Below are 20481 nucleotides of genomic sequence, written 5' to 3'. Positions count from 1 at the left end.
ATGCTCTCCTACTCCTCAATTACCAAATATTTGAATAAATCATCCAGCACCTCATGGGCAGCCAAAATGTCCAAACCTGTCCAGTCCCACAAATTGACTCGATACACTCGTCCTTGCTGCACCGCCTTTAGGGTTTGCCAGAGGGGCTTTTGCATAAACGCATCTTGGTCTTGGTCCAGCTGGTTGCCACTTTTAGGGACAAACAACACATCTCCGTCAATAGTGTCAATCCGCTCTTGCGAGAAAATCAGCCTGTCATTATTTGGATCGACTCTCTCTTGAGCTGGTGACCGACGTAGACCTACATCGGCCAAAATACTGCCTGAGAAAGAGTTAGTAGCCTCTGAATAGATATCACCTCCCATCACATAGGCGATAGAGACTTCCTGCTGTAGACCTTGTTCCCCTAGCTGTTCTCTCAACTCACTAACGCGCTTACCATAGGTTCGCAAGAGTTTTTCTGCGGCGGGTGTATGATCTAAGACCGCACCAAGGTCTAAAACAAGCTGTTGCCATTGGCTGCGATCTTCTAGTTCAAATAATACCGTTGGGGCAATCTGAGACAGTTGTTTATAAATAGGCTCATGTTGCTTTTTAATACCCAGGATCAGATCAGGGTTAAGCTGTATCAGCTTTTCTAAATTAGGCTGATCATTACTGCCAACCCAGTCAATTCCATCTACTTTGTCTTGTAGATAGGGCTGCACCGTAATCCCGTAAAAGGCACCATAGGTAGCCGTCCCAACCGGTTGAATACCTAGAGCAATCAGGTTGGCCAAAGCAGGCATCGTCAGCGTCACAATCCGTTCAGGAGTCTGGGGAATACAGGTTTCTCCCATGGCATGCTGAACCGACCGACAGTTGGCAACAGGTGTAGGAGAAGACCCATCGGGCTGACAAGCGATTGTGAGCAAGCATGTGCAGCCAATCAGTACTGGCCAGATAAAACGTGTTAGGTGTTTTCTTGAAAAGACTATAGCGGTTGAAGGCCCCCCTAGCCCCCCAATCCTGGGGAGAATAAGACTTAAATCCCCCAATCTTAGGGGTTTGGAGGCCTGGATAACCGGTAGCTTTTTTGCCAGAAATGCCCTTAAGTGCTTGACCATATATCTCCAGTGGTTACGCTGTGTCATCGGATGTCTCCAGATCTATCATCAGAACTGCCATGACACCTGTGCTGACACAGTTAAGGGCTGACCTGGAATAATTTCTAGGTCATTACCGCTGCGTGAGGCCTCAAAGAAATCAATATCAAACAGATTTTGTACATTGATTTGGGCACGAAAGCGATCGCGTTGATAGTACACCAACCCATCGGAACGGACATAGGACGGTAGCTCGAAGGTGTTGTTAAGATCTCCTTCTCGCTCTCCTACAAAGAATAGTCCCAGGCCAAAGCCTAATCCTTCCAGGGAGCCCTGCTGTAGCTCGTATACCGTCCATAAACTCCCTGAATGACTAGGCACATTAAAAAGAGTGTTTCCATCTTCAAAGACTTCATCTTCTGTAATTTCGGCATCCGTTAGCGCATAGCTAGCAATCACATTCCAGCCGGGTAAAATTTCACCTTGCACGTCTAGCTCAATGCCTCGAGAGCGTTGTTCCCCGGTTTGAATTTGAAACAACCCATTATCTGGATCGGTCGTAAGGACGTTGGTGCGGGTCAGGTCAAAAAAGGCAAGATTTGCAAATAGTTTGTCTTGCAACAAATTTGCCTTAATACCTAGCTCATATTGGGTGCCGCGCTCTGGTCTAAAGGAGTCTCCGGTAAAGGTTTGTCCGGCCTGGGGAGTAAACGAGCGGGCATAGCTGCCATAGAGAGAGACATCATCACTGGGCTGATAGACTAAACCCACGCGGGGGCTAAAGGCTTCATCTTGTTGAAACTCGTCGGTTTGTGCGATCGCATCATCATTGCTCACCCCGGCAATATCAAATCGCCCCCCCAGCACCAAGATCAGATCATCCGTAAACGAAATCTGATCTTGGGCATAGATCCCCAACGAATCGGTGCGACTAAAAACATCTTGCCGCAGCACCTCAAAGCCAACATTATCAGGGCTATACACCGGATCAAAAATATCAATCGGATCTAGAAAATTAGCCACCAATCGATCCGTCAAATTTTCCCTGGCCAGTTCCACTCCTACCAGCAGCTGATGGTCAATGGAGCCTGTGTTAAAACTTCCCACTACGCTGTTGTTTAAGGTATAGCTATCGCGGTCAGTATCCACATCCACTAGGGCTCGCAGTAGGGTGCGCTGGTCGGATAGCAGCCCCAAGGGAAAGGCAATTGTGTTGGTCAACTCTCGGAAAAAGGCCCCGCCAAACTCACTGCGAACGGCCCAGTTATTATCAAGCTGATGCTCCAGACGATAGCCAATACGAGTTACCTGTTCCCTAGTTTCGGTTAAATCAGGTTCCCCCAAGTTGACATCTAGATCAATCTCACCATTGGGGTTGTCAATCACCGTGCCCACAGCCGGTAACGAGGGTGCATCACCCGTTGTATTATTTCTCAAATAGTTGGCTTCTAGCGTCAAGGTTGTATCGTCATTAATTTGCCACGCCAGCGTGGGGGCGATAAAAGGACGAGACTCAACGTCTTCAAAATCCACAAAGTTCTCGCCAAATTCAACAAAGCCATTGAGTCGATACAATAGGGTTTGATCAGCATTCAATGGGCCAGATACATCAAAGGCAGGGCGTTGCAGCCCAAAATTGTCTATGGTGTAATCTAATTCATAGAATGGTTCCCGTAGCGGCTGTTTGGTAACAACATTAATCGTGCCGCCCGGATCCCCTAGACCATACAACACAGAAGCGGGACCTTTAAGTACTTCCACGCGCTCAATATTGGTTTGCCCAAGACCGAGATCTGTAAACGTCGGGTCTCTCAAACCATTGATTAACGTGTTGTCGATATCAAACCCGCGAATAATAACAGACGTCACCTGCGATCGCACTGAAGCAGCAGAGGATTGTACACCACTGATATTTCTCAGGGCGCTATTGAGGGTTGCATTTTGGTCTTCGAGCACTGACTGAGGCACCACCTGAATCGATTGTGGCACCTCCAAAATCGATGTTGCTGTCCGGGTGCCAACGGTGGCTTGGGTGGCACGATAGTCTTGTTCTTGCTCACCTGTCACCAACAGACGCAGCGAATCATCACCGGCTGCTGTAGCGATGCTCAGCACTAGTCCTTGTGCCTCCGCCCGCACCTCTGCCATGGGAGGGGCATCAGCTCCTGTAATGGTGACACGCAGACCGTTCGCCGTGGGATCGACAGAAACTAAAGCGATCCCCTCTGCCGGGTCCACCGCCTGAAACGCTTCGCCATTGGCCAGCACCGCGTTGGGAATCTCGGCAATCAGGGCATTGCCCACAACAGATGTGCCAGAGGGCTCCAATACTCCATCTGCGGTTTTAAGCATCACCTCCACCCCTACCTCTGTGGGGTTTACCTGGACGTCAATCACCTGGACAAATGCCTGAGCCAGGGAGTGTTCTCCTTGGACTATGGAAGGAGCTGATAGATGATTGGGTCGGATAGTCTCCTCCGCCCAGGCTGACTGGCCCAACAGTGCCCAACTCGACGCCAAGAGCGGCGCAGATGCCAAGAGCGGCGCAGACGCCAAGAGCGGCGCAGATGCCAAGAGCGGCGCAGATGCCAAGAGCGACACGATCCGATACCCCATATCCTGCTTACCCATAGCCTCACACTCACGCAACTAAAGTCAATCAAGAAAGATTCCTAATAAACTTGACGATACGGGATTTGAGAAATTTAAGGTTGTCGCAAACGGATTTTTTTTCTGTCCGATCAGGATTTTTTTTCGTCACGCCTTAAACTGACGGCGATAATCGCTGGGAGTCAGCTCTGTATGTCGCTTGAAGGCATGGCAAAATCGGCTAGGACTGGCATAGCCTACCCGTTCGGCGACATCAGCAATTCTCAAGCCGCGATCGCACAGCAGATGCTGAGCCTGCTCCATACGACAGGCATGCACATAGCCAAACACCGTCGTATCAAACACCTGACGAAAGCCTCGCTTGAGCTTATAGTCATTTAGCCCCACCTGCCTGGCCAGCTCTAGCAGAGAGGGTGGGTCGTTAAATTTTTGTCTTAGAATGTCTCGCGCTAGCTGCAGCCGTTCAATATCGCCTGACCGTAATTTAGGAAGCCCCAGCTCCGAACGCTGTACCTTACTCAGGTGATGAAACTGCAGTGCCAAAAGCTCCAACACCTTGCTTTCTAAATACATCCGTTTTACAGCCCCGCCATAGGGACAGTCCAGCAACTGCTGGAGAATCTGTTGCATCATCGGGGTGGTGTGATTCAAAGATTGATGGAAACTGTCCACGACTTTCCCCTGGGCCAGCTGTCGCAAGGGGGGCGGTGCATCTTCCTGGGCAAACCCAAATGAGCGCAGTCGTTCAAAATCAATGGCAATGCCGAGATTTTTGTGGGGTTGTTCAGCCGGGTAGTATTCAATCGATTGCGCCTCAGCAATATGACAGAGGCAGGTTTCACCCGCCGTTTCCTCTCTGTCGGCTTCGAGCTGAATACCAGGGTTAATTGTGCGGTGCCCCCCCAGTAAATAAAAATTGGACAGCAGCTTGTCTTTGGTAGTGGAGTGATAGTTTAACTGCAGCGATCGCACATACCAGCTGGTATAGATATAGAGCGTTAGCCCTGGCTGTAGCCTAATAACTCGTTTCTCACCTTTTCCCAATCCCTGGGGAATAGACTGCCAGCATTCAATCCCGTTCCATTTCCAGGCCACCTCACCACACTCACTGGCTTCTTGCCAAATGGCATCATATTCGACTTGAGTAATGGTCCGAGCGTGATCGAGGGGCATAGGACTGATCTCAGGTTAGGCATGGGTGCACTGGCTGTCTTTCCAGGAGAAGTACTTAGCCAGCAATTGGGAATTATTCTTAACTAGAATAGACGGAGAGTCAAGCTATGCAAATATTGCAAAATGTCAAAACAATTTATTGTCCTTAAGGACGGCAAAATTGCCTATCAAGTATATGGACAAGGACAACACACTCTACTCCTATTCCATGGTCTGCTCGGCAGCTCGTGGCTCGGCGATGAATGGATACAGGCCATCGAGCAAGCAGGTGTACGTTGCATTGTGCTAGAGCGACCGGGCTATGGAGATTCGTCTATTTTTTCCATAGAATGTGTTGCCGACTGGAATATTATCTTTTCTCAACTCATCCATGCCTTAAATATTCAATCTGCTATTGCCGTTGGCTGTTCTGCTGGGGCGGTTTATGCCTATGCAACGGCTTTTGCGTTTCCTGACATCATTACTCATGTTTGGGTATTAGATGGTGTGCCCGCCGTCTTTTTAGAAAATGTTATCCGTCACTATTCCCATGACGATCAAGTCACCTATAACCGTTTTTTAGTCAGACCCATGGCCGAGATTCAGGCTGACTATGCAACATGGCTAGAGGCTTTTTCTGTGCAGCAATCTGATCATCCCCACATGCTCAATATATTGAAAGATGCTCGCGCCAACCACCATATCGGTATGGCCCGAGAAAGTCAGCTGCAGATTCGCCCTTGGGGGTTTGATATTTCAGCGCTTCAACAACCGGTGACGCTATGGCATGCGGAGCATGATGCTATGGTGCCCTACAAAGCGGCCCAAGAGATGACCCAGGTGCTCGCCAATAGTACTCTGGTTACGGCCAAAGACCTGGGCTCATCATCAGAACAAACTATCCACTCAGACAGTATATCCAAAGGTTTTTTACACCTGTTGAAACAACTGCAAGGACGCTGATTAGGGTCAACATAGATGAAGTCGAGAGTTGCTAAACGTGCGATCGCATGTCCTATCACCCCACCTAAGCTATTAGACTTTGCACCTTGAATCAAGGCTCAATACATTACAAATGTTCCTAAATATGGTCTGACGTTGTAGGTGTTTAGATAGATTCTCAAGAGACTGAATATTAGTTAGCATTGTTGATTCAGGTAGACACATCAGCATACTCCCTGATTATGTAATGAGGTATCAGAAACACAGTGAGGACATCTATGGCAAAAACAGCACCCTACGGCGCTTGGCAATCCCCCATTACTTCTGAGGTAATTGTGTCTAATTCCATCCGCCTCGGGAGCATCCATCTGGATGGCAGTGATATTTACTGGAATGAGCTGCGCCCCACTGAAAAAGGCCGTAGCCTGATTGTGCGCCGCACGACTGATGGAGAAATCTCGGATGTTACCCCCACCGACTTTAATGTTCGCACTCGTGTGCATGAATATGGCGGTGGAGCCTACTGGATAGATCAAGGTGAGATATACTTTGCCAATTTTCTAGACCAGAGACTGTATCAGCAATCGTCAGATCCAGTACCCAAGCCACTCACCCCCGAGCAAGCATTACGGTATGCCGATGGAGTTGTGGATCGCCCCCGGCAGCGACTGATCTGTGTTCGCGAAGACCATACCCAAAGCGACCAGGCTGCCATCAATACCATTGTTGCCATTGCCCTCGACGATCAGACCCAAACAGTTTTAGTCTCGGGCTGTGATTTTTACTCCACCCCTCGCCTCAGCCCCGATGGCACACAGCTAGCCTGGCTCAGCTGGAATCATCCCAACATGCCCTGGGATGGCACCGAACTCTGGGTAGCCAAGATTGCCACTGACGGCACCCTGGCAAAGCCTCAAAAGGTGGCGGGTAGCCTGAACGAGTCCATCTTTCAACCCCAGTGGTCCCCGGATGGAATTTTATACTTTATTGGCGATGCCACTGGCTGGTGGAATCTCTATCGTTGGCATCATCAAACCATTGAACCCCTCTACCCATTAGAGGCTGAATTTGGCTTGCCCCAGTGGGGGTTTGGCATGTCAACCTACGGGTTTGTCTCTGCTCAGACTTTAGTGTGTACCTACAAACACAAGGGTATACAACAGTTAGCGCAACTAGATACGACGACTCTCACCCTCACTAAAATTGACACACCCTATGCCAGCATAGGCGGTCTTCAGGTAGGAGCCGATTTTATTGTCTTTTTAGGGGGTTCCCCCAGACAGCCCAGCGTTTTGGTTCGTTTCGATTTATTAACGGGCGAGACCACTGAGCTCAGACGTTCTAGCACCTTAGAAATTGATCAGGGCTATCTCTCAACTCCGGAGACGATTACATTTCCAACCAGTAACAATCTCTCTGCCTATGGCATCTATTATCCACCTAAAAACAAAGACTACATTGCCCCTGAGGGTAGCCGTCCCCCTCTGCTGGTGAAGAGCCACGGCGGACCCACAGCAGCCACCTCTTCAAACTTTAATCCCGCAATTCAATATTGGACTAGCCGTGGCTTTGCCGTGTTGGATGTGAACTATGGTGGCAGTACGGGCTATGGTCGGGCCTACCGTGAGCGGCTGAAGGGGAACTGGGGGATTGTTGATATTGATGACTGTGTTAACGGGGCCAACTATCTGGTGGCTCAGGGCAAAGCTGACCCCGAGCAGCTAGCGATTGACGGTGGTAGTGCCGGGGGCTACACCACCCTGGGAGCGCTGACGTTTCGCGATGTCTTTAAGGCAGGAGCCAGCTACTATGGCGTTAGCGATATGGCAGCCCTGGCGATGGATACCCATAAGTTTGAGTCGCGCTATCTGGACAGCCTGGTGGGTCCCTACCCTGAGCGCAAAGACCTCTATGAGGCCCGCTCGCCCATCAACTTTGCTGACCAGCTTTCCTGTCCGGTTATTTTCCTGCAGGGGGATGAAGACAAAATTGTACCCCCCAACCAGGCTGAGTTAATGGTCAATGCTCTACGGGAAAAGACTATCCCGGTGGCATATTTGTTGTTTGAAGGAGAACAACACGGTTTTCGCAAAGCGGACAACATCAAGCGGGCTTTGGACGCTGAATTTTATTTTTATAGCCGGGTCTTTGGGTTTGAGCCTGCTGAAGAGCTGGAAGCAGTGGAGATTTGGGGGTTGTGACAACAGCATCACTGAGATAACAATTAATGGTAGAAATTGACATGGTTGATCACACTCACCGCTATGATTTGGTCGTTTTTGGGGCAACAGGATTTGTTGGCCGTATTCTCTGTGAGTATTTGCTAAAGCAGGTTGGGGGAAATGGCTCTGTTACGTGGGCGATCGCAGGTCGTTCCCAGGCTAAGTTAAATGCCCTGGTGTCTGATCTAGGAGCCAGCAACCTCCCCCAGATCATCGCAGACGTTGCCGATGAAGCCAGTCTGCGGCATATGTGTGACCAAACCCAGGTTGTTATCTCCACCGTTGGTCCCTACGCCCTGTACGGGGAACCGCTGGTTAAGGTGTGTGCGGAGACTGGCACTGACTATTGCGATCTGACCGGGGAGCCCCAGTGGATTCGCCAGATGATTCAGCGATATAGTGCCACTGCTGAGCGTTCTGGGGCACGGATTGTCCACAGCTGTGGGTTTGACTCGATTCCGTCTGATTTAGGTGTGTACTATCTGCAGCAACAGGCAAAACAACAGTTTGGGGGAGTTTGCGATCGCATCAAAATGCGCCTTATAGCAGCCCGAGGTGGTGTCTCGGGGGGGACTGCTGCCAGTGGTATTAATTTGGCAAAAGAGGCTAGTGGTGATCCGGCCCTGCGTCAGGAGTTGGACAACCCTTATTCCCTTTGCCCTAGCCAGTCTTTGGAGCATCCCCCGATCCTGGTTCCGGTACAGTACGATCCGGATTTTCAAGGGTGGGTGTCGCCTTTTGTGATGGCGGCCATTAATACCCGAATCGTGCTGCGGTCGAATGCTTTGCTGGATTATGCCTACGGTAAACAGTTTCAGTATGATGAGGCGGTATTGACCGGGGCTAATGCCACAGGTTGGCTGGTGGCTCAGGGTCTTAGTGTTAGTTTAGTCGGTGTAGCAGCGGCCATGGCATTCTCACCGACGCGCTGGTTATTGGAGAATACGCTGATTCCTAAACCGGGGGAAGGGCCAAGTCAGGCCGCCCAGGAGCAGGGGTTTTATGATTTGCGGTTCTGGGGGACAACTGCCGAGGGCCAAACTATTCAGGTGAAGGTGACGGGCGATCGCGATCCAGGCTATGGGTCCACAGCTAAGATTTTGGGCCAGGCGGGATTATGTTTGGCAGAGGATTTTCCACCGTCTGCTAAGGCGGGGGGATTTTGGACACCGGCAGCGATGTTTGGCGATGTCTTGATCGAACGTTTGGTGAAAGCAGCTGGGTTGACGTTTGAAGTGTGCTGATAGCGGTGACTTTTATAGCGGTGATTATTTATTTGACTGTTGGCTCAAGCGTGCAACTATTTAATTCGAAATTACCAAGTGAGAATGTTTTAGGTGCTTCTCATACTGTTCCATAAGGTTGAGCCAACAGATCTTTTGCTCCAACCTGGTTAATAGCAGCACCTCGTCGCCAGCCCCATTTGGCCATTGTGACAAACAGCCATCGCCACAGGCTAAAGAGCATCAAAGGAATCGGCGTTTTAGCCATCAATTTAGCCGCTTTGGGAGGAACGCTTTGTCCCTCTGCCAGGGATGCACTGACTATATCCAGGGCCTGAATCCCATGCTTCATAGGGGGTCGCCCTGCCTGCCTAAGTCCCTCGACAGGTGGATTTTGGCAGACAACTGTTCCAGCACCTACGGCTAAGCCCCCCAACCAAACCATGTTGGTATCGAGGGCAAACTGTTGACAGATGGCTAAGGCCAGAGCGTTGTGATGGGCTTCGGGAAAGCCATTGTTTGCGATCGCAAAGAGTCGCTTTGGACTTTCCTGAGAATGGGCAGAGAGATGCTTAGCCATCACCTCAAGCGATCTCATCATTAGGAATGGCAGGGAATCGATATACAAAGGGAAGGCAAACAGGATTAAATCAGCCTGGTCAACAGTCGTGAGAAATTTGGCTTGCCCTACACCCTTCAGCAGGTGTCCCCTAAGCGTCAATGACTCAGTCTCCCAGCCCCGCTGTTTGAGTTGTTCCAACACGTATCCACCCAAAATACCGGAGCTGCTGGAGGATTTAACCCTAGGGCTACCGACGATCAGCAATGCTCGACCAGGAGTCGCCATGACTGGAACCGTCATGGTGGTGCTCTCTGCCATTGGCATCAGTGATTTGACCACTTTCTTAACCGGAAACGGATCCTTCCTAATCAGTACCTTTTGAAGTTGTTGACGGACTCTGTCTGATCTATCGGTACTCAAGATCACCTCTGCAGCATAGGTAGGGGCATGAAAGTTGAGGGCGTTGCGTCCTACCAACACATTGAATAGGTTAGCTTCCATGTCATTCGGCTGACGTTGAATGCCAATGCCGACCAGCCGTGGATAGTGTGAATATCGGGGTAGGTGGTGAACTTCCCCGTGATGGATACAAAAGTCAGGTAACACCAATGGTATCCAGCGATCTTGAATCTTTTTGATCTCTGACGAATAGCCACCAAATGTCACAGGGGTGAATAGAATAGTCACATCACTCTGGACGATTGCTTGGACAATGTCACGACCCGCATCAGGCTCCACACAGAGCCCTGGTGTTTTTATCCAGCAGCTAAAACAACCGATACAGGAGCCCATCTTGATGTCTTTCAATGGAAACGTTTGCACCGTTGCGCCACTACTGCGCAGCTCGTCCATGAGCGTTTCTAACACTGGACTCAGATCATCGTCGCCTACGCCTCTGCCATCTAGAAGAACAACTTTTTGATGCGACATAGGAAGCCTCCTATAGAAGTTAGGGCCGATTCTTTTTGATACCTAACAATTTTATGAGATTCGAGCGGTTTTTCTCCTTTTAAAGAATCAATTTTAAGGGATCTACACAAAAAATCATGCCTGTTTGATTGCCGGAGTAATAGGGCTGATTCTTTTTGATATCTAACACTTTTATGGGATTCGAAAAGAATCAATTTTATCTGTGGAAGGATATTCAATGAGAATGAGCTGGCTGACCAGGAGTCAGGAATCAAAATACTTGCTTCCAGATTCTGGCTTCGGGATTGTCAATCAACGTATCCCATTGCTTGTTTTGAAGTTTGAGTTAGAAATCTGAGGAAATTGTGAGGTATGCAGTAGAGATTGTGGGCAAGTTTGCGATCGCATCAAAATGCGCGCAAAAACAACCCAGGGTCGCATCTCAGGGAGCACCACTGGCCTCTTTCACCGCTGGCAGTGGTGATCTGGTAGAGAATACATTGATTCCTAAACCGGGGAAAGAGCCAAGTCAGACAACCTACGCTTCGAATAAACAGCAATGATGTAGTGGTGGCTACTAAGTGGTTGATTGAGGCAGACACCAGAAGATCGCCATAGTTATAGGAAGAATCTACCAGCCTTTTGTTTTGAACTGCTCTAGGTTGAAATCACAGCATGGCTTTGTGGCCATTTTTTGATGCTGTGAGTGGATAGGGGCGCTTGTCCTTAATTTCAAACCTGAGCTTTTCATGCGCAACCGCTTAGACTCCTATGACGAATCTTTCTGTTTCTTCAACCCGAACTGAAATCAAAGCGCTTCTACAGCTCGCTATTCCTCTTATCAGTGCTCAAGTTGTCCAAGCCGCTACCGGGTTTGTCGACACCGTGATGATGGGGCACCTAGGACGAGAAGAGCTGGCTGCCGGTGGACTGGCATCGTTTACCTTTCAGGTGTTTCTCAATGCCCTAGCCGGTGTGGTGATGGGGGTAAGCCCGCTCGTAGCGGCTGGCTATGGCGCAGAGCAAAAAACACGAATTGAGCAAGTGGCGCAGCAGGGATTGCTGCTTACGGTAGGACTGGCTGTCTTGACTATGGTGGGCATGAGCCACATGGACGCTGTGATGTTGGGTCTAGGTCAGGAGCCAAAAACTGTTGCCCTGGCAACGAGCTATCTCAATGTAGTGCTTTGGGGACTGTTTCCAGCGGTGGGCTTCGCCATGTTTCGAGGCGTGGTCTCCGGTCTGTCTCAGGCCCAACCGATCATGACCATTGTGGTAGTGGGGACGCTGTTTAACATTGCAGGCAACTACGCTTTAGGGTTTGGCAAGTTTGGTGCGCCCCGTCTGGAGTTGGCGGGACTGGCCCTGGCCAGCGTGATGGCCTGGTGGGGCATGTTTTTTGCGCTGGTGGTTTACCTGCTCTGGCACCCAAAGCTAAAGGTTTATAGGCTGTTTCAGCGGTGGTATCGGCTCAGATTTTCCCTGATGCAGGAGCTTGTTGTGATTGGCACGCCCATTGGCGTTTCTATTTTGTTTGAATATGGTCTGATGTTGGTGGTGATCTATCTCATTGGTCTGTTAGGGACCGACGCGCTAGCGGCCCATCAAGTTGCCCTACAGACCGCAATAATAGTATTCATGATTCCGCAAGGGATGTCGTTTGCAGTGACCGCGCTGGTGGGCCAGTGGTTTGGGCGGCAAGACCTTCAGGGCATGAGACGGGCTGGGGGTGTCAGCATTGCCATAATAATTGGCATGACAACTCTGGTGGCGATCGCCCTGCTGCTGTTTCGGCAGCCTATAATTGGGCTTTATGTTGACCTCAGCGACCCTGAGAATGCCGAGTTGATCAAACTGGTGAACCCTTTAATCGTCGTTGTTGCCCTGGGCAATGTCTTTGACGGGATTCAGAAGACGACGCTCGGGGCACTGTATGGGCTGCAAGATACTCGAGTGCCGGTGCTGTTAAATATGCTGGCCTATCTCGGGGTAGGGCTAATCAGCGGCTACACCCTGGGTTTCTGGGTCGGACTAGGGGCACAAGGTTTGTGGATAGGCTACTACTCGGGGGCAACGACAGCAGCCACTGTCTATAGCTGGCGCTTTATCAGCAAACTGAGGAAATTTGATTCGTGCTAGCCTATGCAAGAATGCTGGACTGTTGTGATATCGCAATAAGGCGCTTGCAAGTGTCATTAGAAATCGACTACACCAAGGACGACCATATCTTACAGGTGTATCCTCGCTTGCCACTGCTATCGAGCAGTTGTGCAGCTTGGCAAGGTCTTCATTTGGGATACTATCGGCAACCCGCCCATGAAGTACCTGAGCACGCTTCCAAGCAGTACATTATCGGCATCGATTTAGGGTGGTCTTCTGGAGCACTCGCCAGGCAAGGCGATGGACGGCAGCAAGAGATTTCAGGCTATGGCGAGAGCTGCATTTACCCTGCGCACCATACCTTTAAAGAACACTGGCCGAGCGAGACTGAGTTCATTGCGCTTTACTTGGAGCCGACATTTTTAACCTGTATCGCCTCTGAATTCGTGGATCTCGACTGCGTTGAGATTGTTTCTCACCGTAAGGTCTACGACCCGTTTTTGCGACAGATTGGGCTATTACTCAAGTCAGAGATAGAGCAAGACATTGGTGGAACGTCGCTGATTAACAGTCAGCTTTATGTAGAGTCGATGGCGACGACGCTGGTGATGCACCTGCTGAAGCACTATTCAACTGCGAAGCAGCCGATGCAAACCGCTCAAGAGGGTCTGTCGCCGTCTAGCTTAAGACGGGTGATGGCCTACATCCAAGAGCATTTAGCAGAAGACCTGAGCCTGACGAAGGTTGCTAGTATTGTGCCACTGAGCAGTCATTATTTTGCCACTCTGTTTAAGCAAAGTACGGGTGAGACGCTGCTGCAATACATAACACGATGCCGCATCGAGCGGGCAAAGGCACTGCTGGCTCAAAGGGCACTGGCGATCGCTGATATTTGTCAGCAGGTGGGCTTTCGTGACCAGAGTTACTTTACAAAGGTCTTTCGTCGACATAGCAATATGACGCCAAAAGCCTATAGAAGTAAGCTATGAACTGATTCTCTGGAACTGTCAGGCCTTTACCTCAAATGATGCAGCTTAAGGACTTGATCGACAGCTAAGATTTTGGGCCAGGCGGGATTATGTTTGGCAGAGGATTTTCCACCGTCTGTTAAGGCGGGGGGATTTTGGACACCGGCAGCGATGTTTGGCGATGTCTTGATCAAACGTTTGGTGAAAGATGCAGGATTGACGTTTGAAGTATGTTGATTTACGTGGTTAAGCTACAGTTTTCTAGCGGTGCCATCAGATTCTCACATCAGCGCTATTTGAGCAGTATAGAAATCAGCACCCACAGCGCGGGCTGCTGCATTAAAAATATCGGCAAATAGCAACGAGTTATCTAACACCAGCTACCTGGACACTATCAATATCGTTGTAAAAGGCCGCAAGGTTAATGCCAAGACGATTATCTAACCAGGACGTTTTTAGACCAATTTCATAGTTCCAGGAATTCTCTGGCTCAACAAACAGCTCATCATCAGTAAAGGTAAGAGAGTTGTAAGTACCGGGTCGATAACCGCACGAGATGCTGCCGTAGGCTGCCACATTGGGACTAAACTGGTAGTTAACTGCAAACTTGGGCTGCCAAACATCACCATCGATGTCAGAGTCACTAATTTCAGATACTGGAAAGAAAGAAGCAGGTGCAGTGGTGCCATCGAAAAGTTCAAAGGTTTGAGCATCACGATTGAGTTCCTCTTGCCAATATTCGTATCGTAGTCCGGCAGTTAGCGTCAAATCTTCAGTTGGCTCATAGTCCACCTGAGCAAACCCTGCATAGGTGGTTTGATCATAGGTTGATTCCCCCACTTCCGTTCCAAAGAATAGAGGGACTTCAAGATCATCGCCAATGCGAAAATCTCGGTTTTGGAAATAAGCACCAAAAATCCACTGTAGCCGGTCTGCATCTGTAGGAGACTGCAGCCGCTTTAAGCTATTTTTTCTTTCTTGACAATTAACAGTCGTGTTTAGCAGCGACAAGCAATTTTATATCATCACCAAGACTTTTTGTTCTCTAATCTGCATAGCCCAAACCAAGGAGCAGTAATACAAAGAAGCTACTGACAACCGCCACTGAACCGAAACCGTTGCTTAGCAGCATAAACGATTTGATTGATCGATTGGTTCGCGACCAAAGTAAGGTTGCAGCAGCAATTGCCAGAGCGAGCGCTACTGCAATTATTAAGGCTTGAAGAATGCTTGGAGACATCGTTGACGTCTCTAGCCCAAAAGTAAGACGGATAAAATCGAGAATTTCACGAACTTTCCAACTCAGAACTTGCCTGCTTAAACCAAAAACACCAAGACCACTGCCAAATCCCAGCAACGCAGTGAGCATGGGATCTGTCCGCCGCGCCAGCAAAAATAAGGTTGTAATTGCAATCACAATTCCACTGATAATCGAAATCGCTATAACTATAAGAATCAAAGTGCTTGGAGCAATACCGTAGGCTATTACCCCATCAAACGGCAGATGCCATACAACACCTCCCACACTTTGAGAGGCTCCAAATCCACAAAATAGGCTGGAAAAAATTTTAGTAAGCTTGTTTGGACATTGCCAGGTGAAGCTTGCGGCAATTAAACCAGCAGCGACTGACAATCCTGAGCTAATCCAGAATAGACGCACTTCTCCAAGCTGACTCAGCAAGTTTATTCCCCAATATTGCTGCTGGAGCGATCGCAGTTCTGAGGCAGTTAAATCTAGATTTTTGACTTCGTAAATTTGAGCGATGACTGGCGCATAGGTCGAACCTCGGTTTTCACAATCAATCGATTTACCATCATAAAAAGCATTGCATCCGCTGAATTGATAGTCACCAAATTGATGCTGATTGCTATGGCTCAGATTTACCTGCAACAAACGATTGTGGATTTCTGTTTGACATTCAAATTGTTTATTTTCACTCACACAGCGGAAAATGCGATTGGGCAAGTGGACGATAGAGCTTTTCTCCCGAATCGACAAGCTTGCAAACGGCGCATTGTTGGGGACGCTGGGAGCGTTTGACATTAGCAGCATCAAAAATGAGATCGCCAAGGCCATCCAAAGAGCGATCGCAAATCGAGATAAAAATAATCCAGTTATCCGCATCATTCCTCCCCAGGTTGTTTAAATTAATTCACTCCCTAACTCTTCTGTAAACGTCATTCTCACAGATATAACGGCTCAACAACATATCTGCTCATGCAGCCTAATATTGCATTCAGCGGTTTATCCGCTTCACTTTTTTATGATGTTTGATTAGCCACTCGTTGAGCCTTGTGTCTTCTTTATATTTTTGTACCTTCGGGAGTCCTTCACAGCGCCATAACTTTAAAGTATTTAAATTTGAAATGATTGACCATAAAGTACCAAAATTTTCTTTTTTAAGATTAAGACAAACACAGCCATCCCTATCACATAGAATATTTTTTATATCATCAACACTTAGTTCTTTACTGGAAGAAAGCCTTAAATCAATTGTTTTTAACCGCTCCTCTGTTTTACTCCAATCCGGTTTTTCTGCCTGTTCACCTTGCATCTTTTTAGATAAAAAATGATTAGTGCAAAAAATTACATTCTCAGATTTTCTTATCGCATATTTGCCTGGTGATTTCTCAACAACTACAAGGCTCCCATTCTTGTCAGCAATCAAAAAGTTATTAGATTGAGACGTGTCAACATTAGCAACAATATCTATTGCTTCTTCTGTCGTTTGGCAATGTTCTAATATATATCGAACTATAAAATAAAAATTCACACCATATTGTTTTTCTTTCCCTAGAATAGTAGTCATAGCGATTGCCAGACCTGCCTCATTAAGCCCATCTTCCCGCCCAATAAAGACATCTGACTGACTAACGTATGCCAGTTTGTTGTCAGGGCAAATGAGACTACTTTCTGTAAATTTCTTTAAACTCAGCAGAAAATCATAGTTCCTGCCAAATACAACACCGTTCTTGGTGTTAGCCGCCAATATGCTACACTGCCCTGCATTTGACATTACACCGATACTAAGGAGAAAGGCCGCCACCTCTATTTCGCTTACCTTAACTTCTTCTGAAAAAGCTTTTATCTCTTCACAAATACCTGGATAAAAGTCTTTCAAAATAGGATAACTATTTATCCCAAATTCTATTTGATCATTACTAACCTTTGGAAATACGAAACCATTTTTATATAGTAAAGCACCGTATTTCTTACCCATTTCGGTGTAACTACCTTTCAGTCTTGGATGGTACATTTTCGCTCCCTTTGCATAACAGTGCAGTTGAGCGGTGGTTAAAGCTTTAAACCACGCGCTCATTCACATCCCTAGATGTAGACCTAAAGCGGCTTGACTGGTATATGAATATCTACGATGTGCTTACCCTCTGGATGCGTTTTGGGATCATTAAGATAATCTTCAAAGCATAAGCCATCCGCTGGTTGATATCCACTCTCCGGTAGCCAGGCACCCATCAAAGCATTCCACGCATCCTCATACTGATCGACGTTGATCGTGAAGTGTCCGACGGCATAAGTCCCAGAATTGATAATCATCTTGCCAATCTCACCATCGACTGGCGTATCCTCAGGCACTGTCATACAGATACTGAGACGAAGTTTAGAATCGTCAGTGATCTCCGGAGAATCATGGTAGACAGACATCAGTTTGGAGCCTGGTCTACCCATTAACCCTCTAGGGCCTGCCCAAGTATAGAGCTGACCAAATAGTCGCCCAAACAACTCGGAATCTCCCTTGTATGGACCGACATGTCGCACATAGGCAACTGTCATATCAGACAGTTCTTTGACCTCGACATCAAACTTGAGATCTCCTTGATAGCCACTTTTCATGGTTAATCTCCATAACAAATGATTGAATGTATCTCTACTGTAGAGAGCTACGATGTCATATTCTTTGCGCCAATTGCGAAGCATTTGTCCCTGCTTGCTATCGACTTTGCAATTCTTGCGCTTTATCTGCCCTTTGCCTGCGCGCCACTCACTCGCGCTTAGCCCAAACTGGTCACGAAATGCTCTAGCAAACGTGGCCGAACTCGAAAATCCGCAATCCAGCGCAACTTCGGTGACAGATCGGGCAAGATTGTTTAGAAGCAAGGCAGCGGCCTTTTCGAGTCTGACTCGCTGGACGAACTGATTAGGTGTTTCGCCCACCATTGCCCGAAAGAGGCGGTGAAAATGATAAGGGGAAAACATGGCTACCTCAGCTAGCTCAGAGAGCGTCAGGTTACGCTCTAAGTTAACCTCAATGTAGTCAAATACACGGTTTATGCGGAATTGATACTCGGCTCTGAGTTGTGTTTGCTTATCACACATAGTTATCAATCCAACAGTTCAGCAACCTAACAATGGTATGTCCTAAACAGGTTGAATCATTACATTGGCATACTTTGACGGTATCATAAGTATTCTAAACCTCTGCCCTAAAGACAGACCTAGCAGTCTGTTAGTTTTGTGCCGTTGGAACAGCCCCTCCCATGACAACAGACGCCACTCCCCCTCCTACTAACACTATTAAACTTGAACCCACCTGGAAAGCGGTTCTAGAAGATGTGTTTACTACTCCCTACATGCAGGCACTGAAAAAATTTTTAAAGGCGGAAAAGGCCGCTGGCAAAATAATTTACCCACGTGGCTCGCTGATTTTCAATGCTATGGATAGTACACCGTTTGACCAGGTTAAAGTTGTGATTCTTGGGCAAGACCCTTATCACGGACCAGGTCAGGCCCATGGCTTGTGCTTTTCTGTTCCTCAGGGCATTGCACCACCACCTTCCTTAGTCAATATTTTCAAAGAAATTGAACAAGACTTGGGCATTAAACCACCCAGACATGGCTGTCTGCAAAGCTGGGCAGATCAAGGCGTGTTACTGCTCAACAGCGTATTAACGGTGGAACAACACAAAGCTGCTTCCCATAAGGGAAAAGGCTGGGAACAATTTACGGATGCCATTATCGATGCCTTAAACCAGCAACAAAAAAATCTAGTTTTTCTGCTGTGGGGCAGTTATGCACAACAGAAAAGAAAATTTATTGATCGTGAACGGCATCTTGTGCTGACCTCGCCCCACCCTTCGCCACTATCTGCGCATCGTGGTTTCTTTGGTAACCGGCATTTTTCAAAAGCCAATGGGTATTTGCAAGAAAAAGGCATTGAGCCAATTTCCTGGTCACTATAGTCTTTTCAATTTATGCTGGCGACACCCTGATAAAGTTCTTTGAAGTTGCCAACATGGAACGATGTCGTGAACCGTGAGTATCACAATTGGACAAAGAATAGAATTGTAATTGATACAGCTGGACAATCTGAGTCAGAATGTTTGGAATCTTTGATGTTGGCGATTGCCAAGCCACATAGACCATAAGAGATGTCCCGGCAACTATGTGCTGTTTTAAGGATAAGTCTCAAACACTCTTTTCTAATTGAGACTTTATTTGTTCATCCCTAGAGACAGAATGAGTCGATAATGTTAGTTTTTTAGCAATGACGGCTAAACACACCATGCCTAAAACACCACTCAGAGCAAACACTCCACGATAGCCAATCGCCTCTGCCAAAACGCCACTTACAGCAGCTGATAGCACGCTGCCTATGGCAATCAACGAGGTCTGCAGCGTATAGTCTGTCCCCGCCATCTCCGGTCGGCTTTTATCCATCATGATGGTAAATGCTGTTGTGCCCACCATGCCTAATGAGAAAAAAGCAAAGCTGACAATGCTGTACAAAACAGGTAATTGAGTAAACCCAAAGGTGGGTAGCTGGTAAAACAAAATTCCGGTTAATGAGATCGCACCTGCCACCAGCAGTGTCCCTTTACGACCCAGCTTACCAATCAGTATTCCGGCAGCCAGCGTCCCCAATATGCTCACACTGATACCAAAAACACCCTGTAGTGAACCAATGTCTGCCATCGATAATCCTGCATCCACCAGCAGTGGTGTAAACATTGTTGCCGATAAATTATGGGTAGCCGCATATAACCCTAAAACAAGCAGCCAAGTCCCCATTCCAGGACGCTGTACAAACTTAATAAAAACCTTGAAGTAGTTTTGTTGCCCAAATACAGTATTTGTCTCAGAAATCTTGCGGTGGGGTTCACGATAAATCAAGACCGGCACCAGAGCAATCACCATCACAGCGGCTAAGCTCAACAAACTATTGGTCCAGCCCCAGCGATTGAGCAAAATCAGCATACCGCCACCGCCGATCATTCTACCTAAAGCACCGCCAATCCCTTGAACCGCATTACCCATTCCTCGCTCATAAGGCTCTAATAGTCTTACTGCCAAAGCATCCGTGGCAATATCTTGACTGGCGCAACAGGTACCCATTATAGCCAGCCCCAACAGGATAAACGGCAGCTGGGTTTCTAAATTAAGCAGGCTACAGACAACCGTAATCGCCACTACTAACAGCTGGAACAAGATTATCCAGAAACGATAGTGACCCCAGCGAGCATAGCTATAGCGATCAATTAGCGGCGACCAGAGAAACTTAAACGCAATGGCAATGGCCACCAGTGGTAAGAGGCCAATGGCTTCTAGGGACATGCCCTGCTGTCGCAAGAGGACGGGTAGAGCCTGAGATAAAAACCAGAATGGCATAAACTGGGACAGATATAAGCTGCCCAGAAGAATAAATTTTTGAAGAGTTTGTTTTGAAGGCACACCCTTGTACTCCGATAGGG

At 48.0% G+C, this 20481-nt stretch carries 18 protein-coding genes; 9 read left to right on the top strand and 9 right to left on the bottom strand.

The features are described from left to right. Positions 1-8: 8 nt before the first annotated feature. The 3 genes from N836_RS64890 to N836_RS64880 form a co-directional block, all read right to left on the bottom strand. Entirely contained in the window at positions 9-1133 is a 1125-nt protein-coding gene (locus N836_RS64890) for an ABC transporter substrate-binding protein (RefSeq protein WP_081716972.1), read from the bottom strand. 21 nt (positions 1134-1154) lie between these two features. Continuing rightward, positions 1155-3716 (bottom strand): TonB-dependent siderophore receptor, encoded by a 2562-nt coding sequence (locus N836_RS64885; RefSeq protein WP_023075512.1) that lies wholly within the window; start codon positions 3714-3716, stop codon positions 1155-1157. 126 nt (positions 3717-3842) lie between these two features. After that, entirely contained in the window at positions 3843-4868 is a 1026-nt protein-coding gene (locus N836_RS64880) for a helix-turn-helix transcriptional regulator (protein WP_023075511.1), read from the bottom strand. Between the two features lie 123 nt (positions 4869-4991). Here N836_RS64880 and N836_RS64875 point away from each other — a divergent pair, with 123 nt between their 5' ends. The 3 genes from N836_RS64875 to N836_RS64865 all read left to right on the top strand — a co-directional run bounded on the left by N836_RS64875 (position 4992) and on the right by N836_RS64865 (position 9255). Next, positions 4992-5810: an alpha/beta fold hydrolase gene (locus N836_RS64875; protein WP_023075510.1), complete on the top strand. Its 819-nt coding sequence runs from the start codon at positions 4992-4994 to the stop codon at positions 5808-5810. 257 nt (positions 5811-6067) lie between these two features. Then, positions 6068-7990 (top strand): S9 family peptidase, encoded by a 1923-nt coding sequence (locus tag N836_RS64870; RefSeq protein WP_023075509.1) that lies wholly within the window; start codon positions 6068-6070, stop codon positions 7988-7990. A gap of 41 nt (positions 7991-8031) precedes the next feature. Next, on the top strand, positions 8032-9255 hold the full coding sequence (locus N836_RS64865) for a saccharopine dehydrogenase family protein (protein WP_031293893.1): 1224 nt from the start codon (positions 8032-8034) through the stop codon (positions 9253-9255). Between the two features lie 100 nt (positions 9256-9355). On the opposite strand, the gene N836_RS64860 is transcribed toward N836_RS64865, so the two are convergent. Further along, positions 9356-10726 carry an NAD(P)H-dependent oxidoreductase gene (locus N836_RS64860; RefSeq protein ID WP_023075507.1) on the bottom strand — a complete coding sequence of 457 codons (1371 nt, stop codon included), beginning with the start codon at positions 10724-10726 and terminating at the stop codon, positions 9356-9358. Positions 10727-11070: 344 nt separating this feature from the next. Between N836_RS64860 and N836_RS64855 the strand changes: the two genes are divergently transcribed. The 4 genes from N836_RS64855 (at position 11071) to N836_RS77975 (ending at position 14010) form a co-directional block, all read left to right on the top strand. Continuing rightward, the gene (locus N836_RS64855; protein ID WP_023075506.1) at positions 11071-11268 is read left to right on the top strand and encodes a hypothetical protein; all 198 of its coding nucleotides are present in this window, start codon (positions 11071-11073) and stop codon (positions 11266-11268) included. 208 nt (positions 11269-11476) lie between these two features. Further along, positions 11477-12844 (top strand): MATE family efflux transporter, encoded by a 1368-nt coding sequence (locus tag N836_RS64850; protein ID WP_023075505.1) that lies wholly within the window; start codon positions 11477-11479, stop codon positions 12842-12844. Positions 12845-12894: 50 nt separating this feature from the next. Beyond that, a complete protein-coding gene (locus N836_RS64845) occupies positions 12895-13794 on the top strand; it encodes a helix-turn-helix transcriptional regulator (RefSeq protein ID WP_023075504.1) in 900 nt (299 codons plus the stop codon). A 93-nt stretch (positions 13795-13887) separates the two neighbouring features. Further along, complete coding sequence (locus N836_RS77975; protein WP_268744334.1) at positions 13888-14010, top strand: hypothetical protein; 123 nt, start codon at positions 13888-13890, stop codon at positions 14008-14010. 129 nt (positions 14011-14139) lie between these two features. Here N836_RS77975 and N836_RS64840 read toward each other — a convergent pair whose 3' ends face one another. Both N836_RS64840 and N836_RS64835 read right to left on the bottom strand, forming a co-directional pair. Further along, on the bottom strand, positions 14140-14784 hold the full coding sequence (locus N836_RS64840; protein ID WP_023075502.1) for a TonB-dependent receptor domain-containing protein: 645 nt from the start codon (positions 14782-14784) through the stop codon (positions 14140-14142). A gap of 34 nt (positions 14785-14818) precedes the next feature. Continuing rightward, the gene (locus tag N836_RS64835; protein WP_152532259.1) at positions 14819-15715 is read right to left on the bottom strand and encodes a hypothetical protein; all 897 of its coding nucleotides are present in this window, start codon (positions 15713-15715) and stop codon (positions 14819-14821) included. Between the two features lie 10 nt (positions 15716-15725). Here N836_RS64835 and N836_RS76115 point away from each other — a divergent pair, with 10 nt between their 5' ends. Then, positions 15726-15920 carry a hypothetical protein gene (locus N836_RS76115; protein ID WP_152532258.1) on the top strand — a complete coding sequence of 65 codons (195 nt, stop codon included), beginning with the start codon at positions 15726-15728 and terminating at the stop codon, positions 15918-15920. A 90-nt stretch (positions 15921-16010) separates the two neighbouring features. On the opposite strand, the gene N836_RS64830 is transcribed toward N836_RS76115, so the two are convergent. Continuing rightward, entirely contained in the window at positions 16011-17093 is a 1083-nt protein-coding gene (locus tag N836_RS64830; RefSeq protein ID WP_023075500.1) for a C45 family autoproteolytic acyltransferase/hydolase, read from the bottom strand. Positions 17094-17113: 20 nt separating this feature from the next. Continuing rightward, the gene (locus N836_RS64825) at positions 17114-18109 is read right to left on the bottom strand and encodes an AraC family transcriptional regulator (protein ID WP_023075499.1); all 996 of its coding nucleotides are present in this window, start codon (positions 18107-18109) and stop codon (positions 17114-17116) included. Positions 18110-18270: 161 nt separating this feature from the next. On the opposite strand from N836_RS64825, the gene ung reads away from it, so the two are divergent. After that, positions 18271-18972 carry a uracil-DNA glycosylase gene (gene ung, locus N836_RS64820; RefSeq protein ID WP_023075498.1) on the top strand — a complete coding sequence of 234 codons (702 nt, stop codon included), beginning with the start codon at positions 18271-18273 and terminating at the stop codon, positions 18970-18972. 226 nt (positions 18973-19198) lie between these two features. Here ung and N836_RS64815 read toward each other — a convergent pair whose 3' ends face one another. After that, complete coding sequence (locus tag N836_RS64815) at positions 19199-20461, bottom strand: MFS transporter (RefSeq protein WP_036054423.1); 1263 nt, start codon at positions 20459-20461, stop codon at positions 19199-19201. Positions 20462-20481: the final 20 nt, after the last annotated feature.

The sequence above is a fragment of the Leptolyngbya sp. Heron Island J genome, from assembly GCF_000482245.1.
Lineage (GTDB): Bacteria > Cyanobacteriota > Cyanobacteriia > Phormidesmidales > Phormidesmidaceae > Leptothoe.
This window is presented reverse-complemented; position numbering and strand designations above follow the sequence as displayed.

What these genes read in the sequence shown, in the direction of transcription:
- N836_RS64850 (WP_023075505.1), top strand. Translation starts at nt 11,477, where the DNA reads ATGACGAATCTTTCTGTTTCTTCAACCCGAACTGAAATCAAAGCGCTT.
- N836_RS64890 (WP_081716972.1), bottom strand. Translation starts at nt 1,133, where the DNA reads ATGACACAGCGTAACCACTGGAGATATATGGTCAAGCACTTAAGGGCA.
- ung (WP_023075498.1), top strand. Translation starts at nt 18,271, where the DNA reads ATGACAACAGACGCCACTCCCCCTCCTACTAACACTATTAAACTTGAA.
- N836_RS64865 (WP_031293893.1), top strand. Translation starts at nt 8,032, where the DNA reads ATGGTTGATCACACTCACCGCTATGATTTGGTCGTTTTTGGGGCAACA.
- N836_RS64860 (WP_023075507.1), bottom strand. Translation starts at nt 10,726, where the DNA reads ATGTCGCATCAAAAAGTTGTTCTTCTAGATGGCAGAGGCGTAGGCGAC.
- N836_RS64870 (WP_023075509.1), top strand. Translation starts at nt 6,068, where the DNA reads ATGGCAAAAACAGCACCCTACGGCGCTTGGCAATCCCCCATTACTTCT.
- N836_RS64880 (WP_023075511.1), bottom strand. Translation starts at nt 4,868, where the DNA reads ATGCCCCTCGATCACGCTCGGACCATTACTCAAGTCGAATATGATGCC.
- N836_RS64830 (WP_023075500.1), bottom strand. Translation starts at nt 17,093, where the DNA reads ATGAGCGCGTGGTTTAAAGCTTTAACCACCGCTCAACTGCACTGTTAT.
- N836_RS64825 (WP_023075499.1), bottom strand. Translation starts at nt 18,109, where the DNA reads ATGTGTGATAAGCAAACACAACTCAGAGCCGAGTATCAATTCCGCATA.
- N836_RS64875 (WP_023075510.1), top strand. Translation starts at nt 4,992, where the DNA reads ATGTCAAAACAATTTATTGTCCTTAAGGACGGCAAAATTGCCTATCAA.
- N836_RS64885 (WP_023075512.1), bottom strand. Translation starts at nt 3,716, where the DNA reads ATGGGTAAGCAGGATATGGGGTATCGGATCGTGTCGCTCTTGGCATCT.
- N836_RS76115 (WP_152532258.1), top strand. Translation starts at nt 15,726, where the DNA reads ATGCGATTGGGCAAGTGGACGATAGAGCTTTTCTCCCGAATCGACAAG.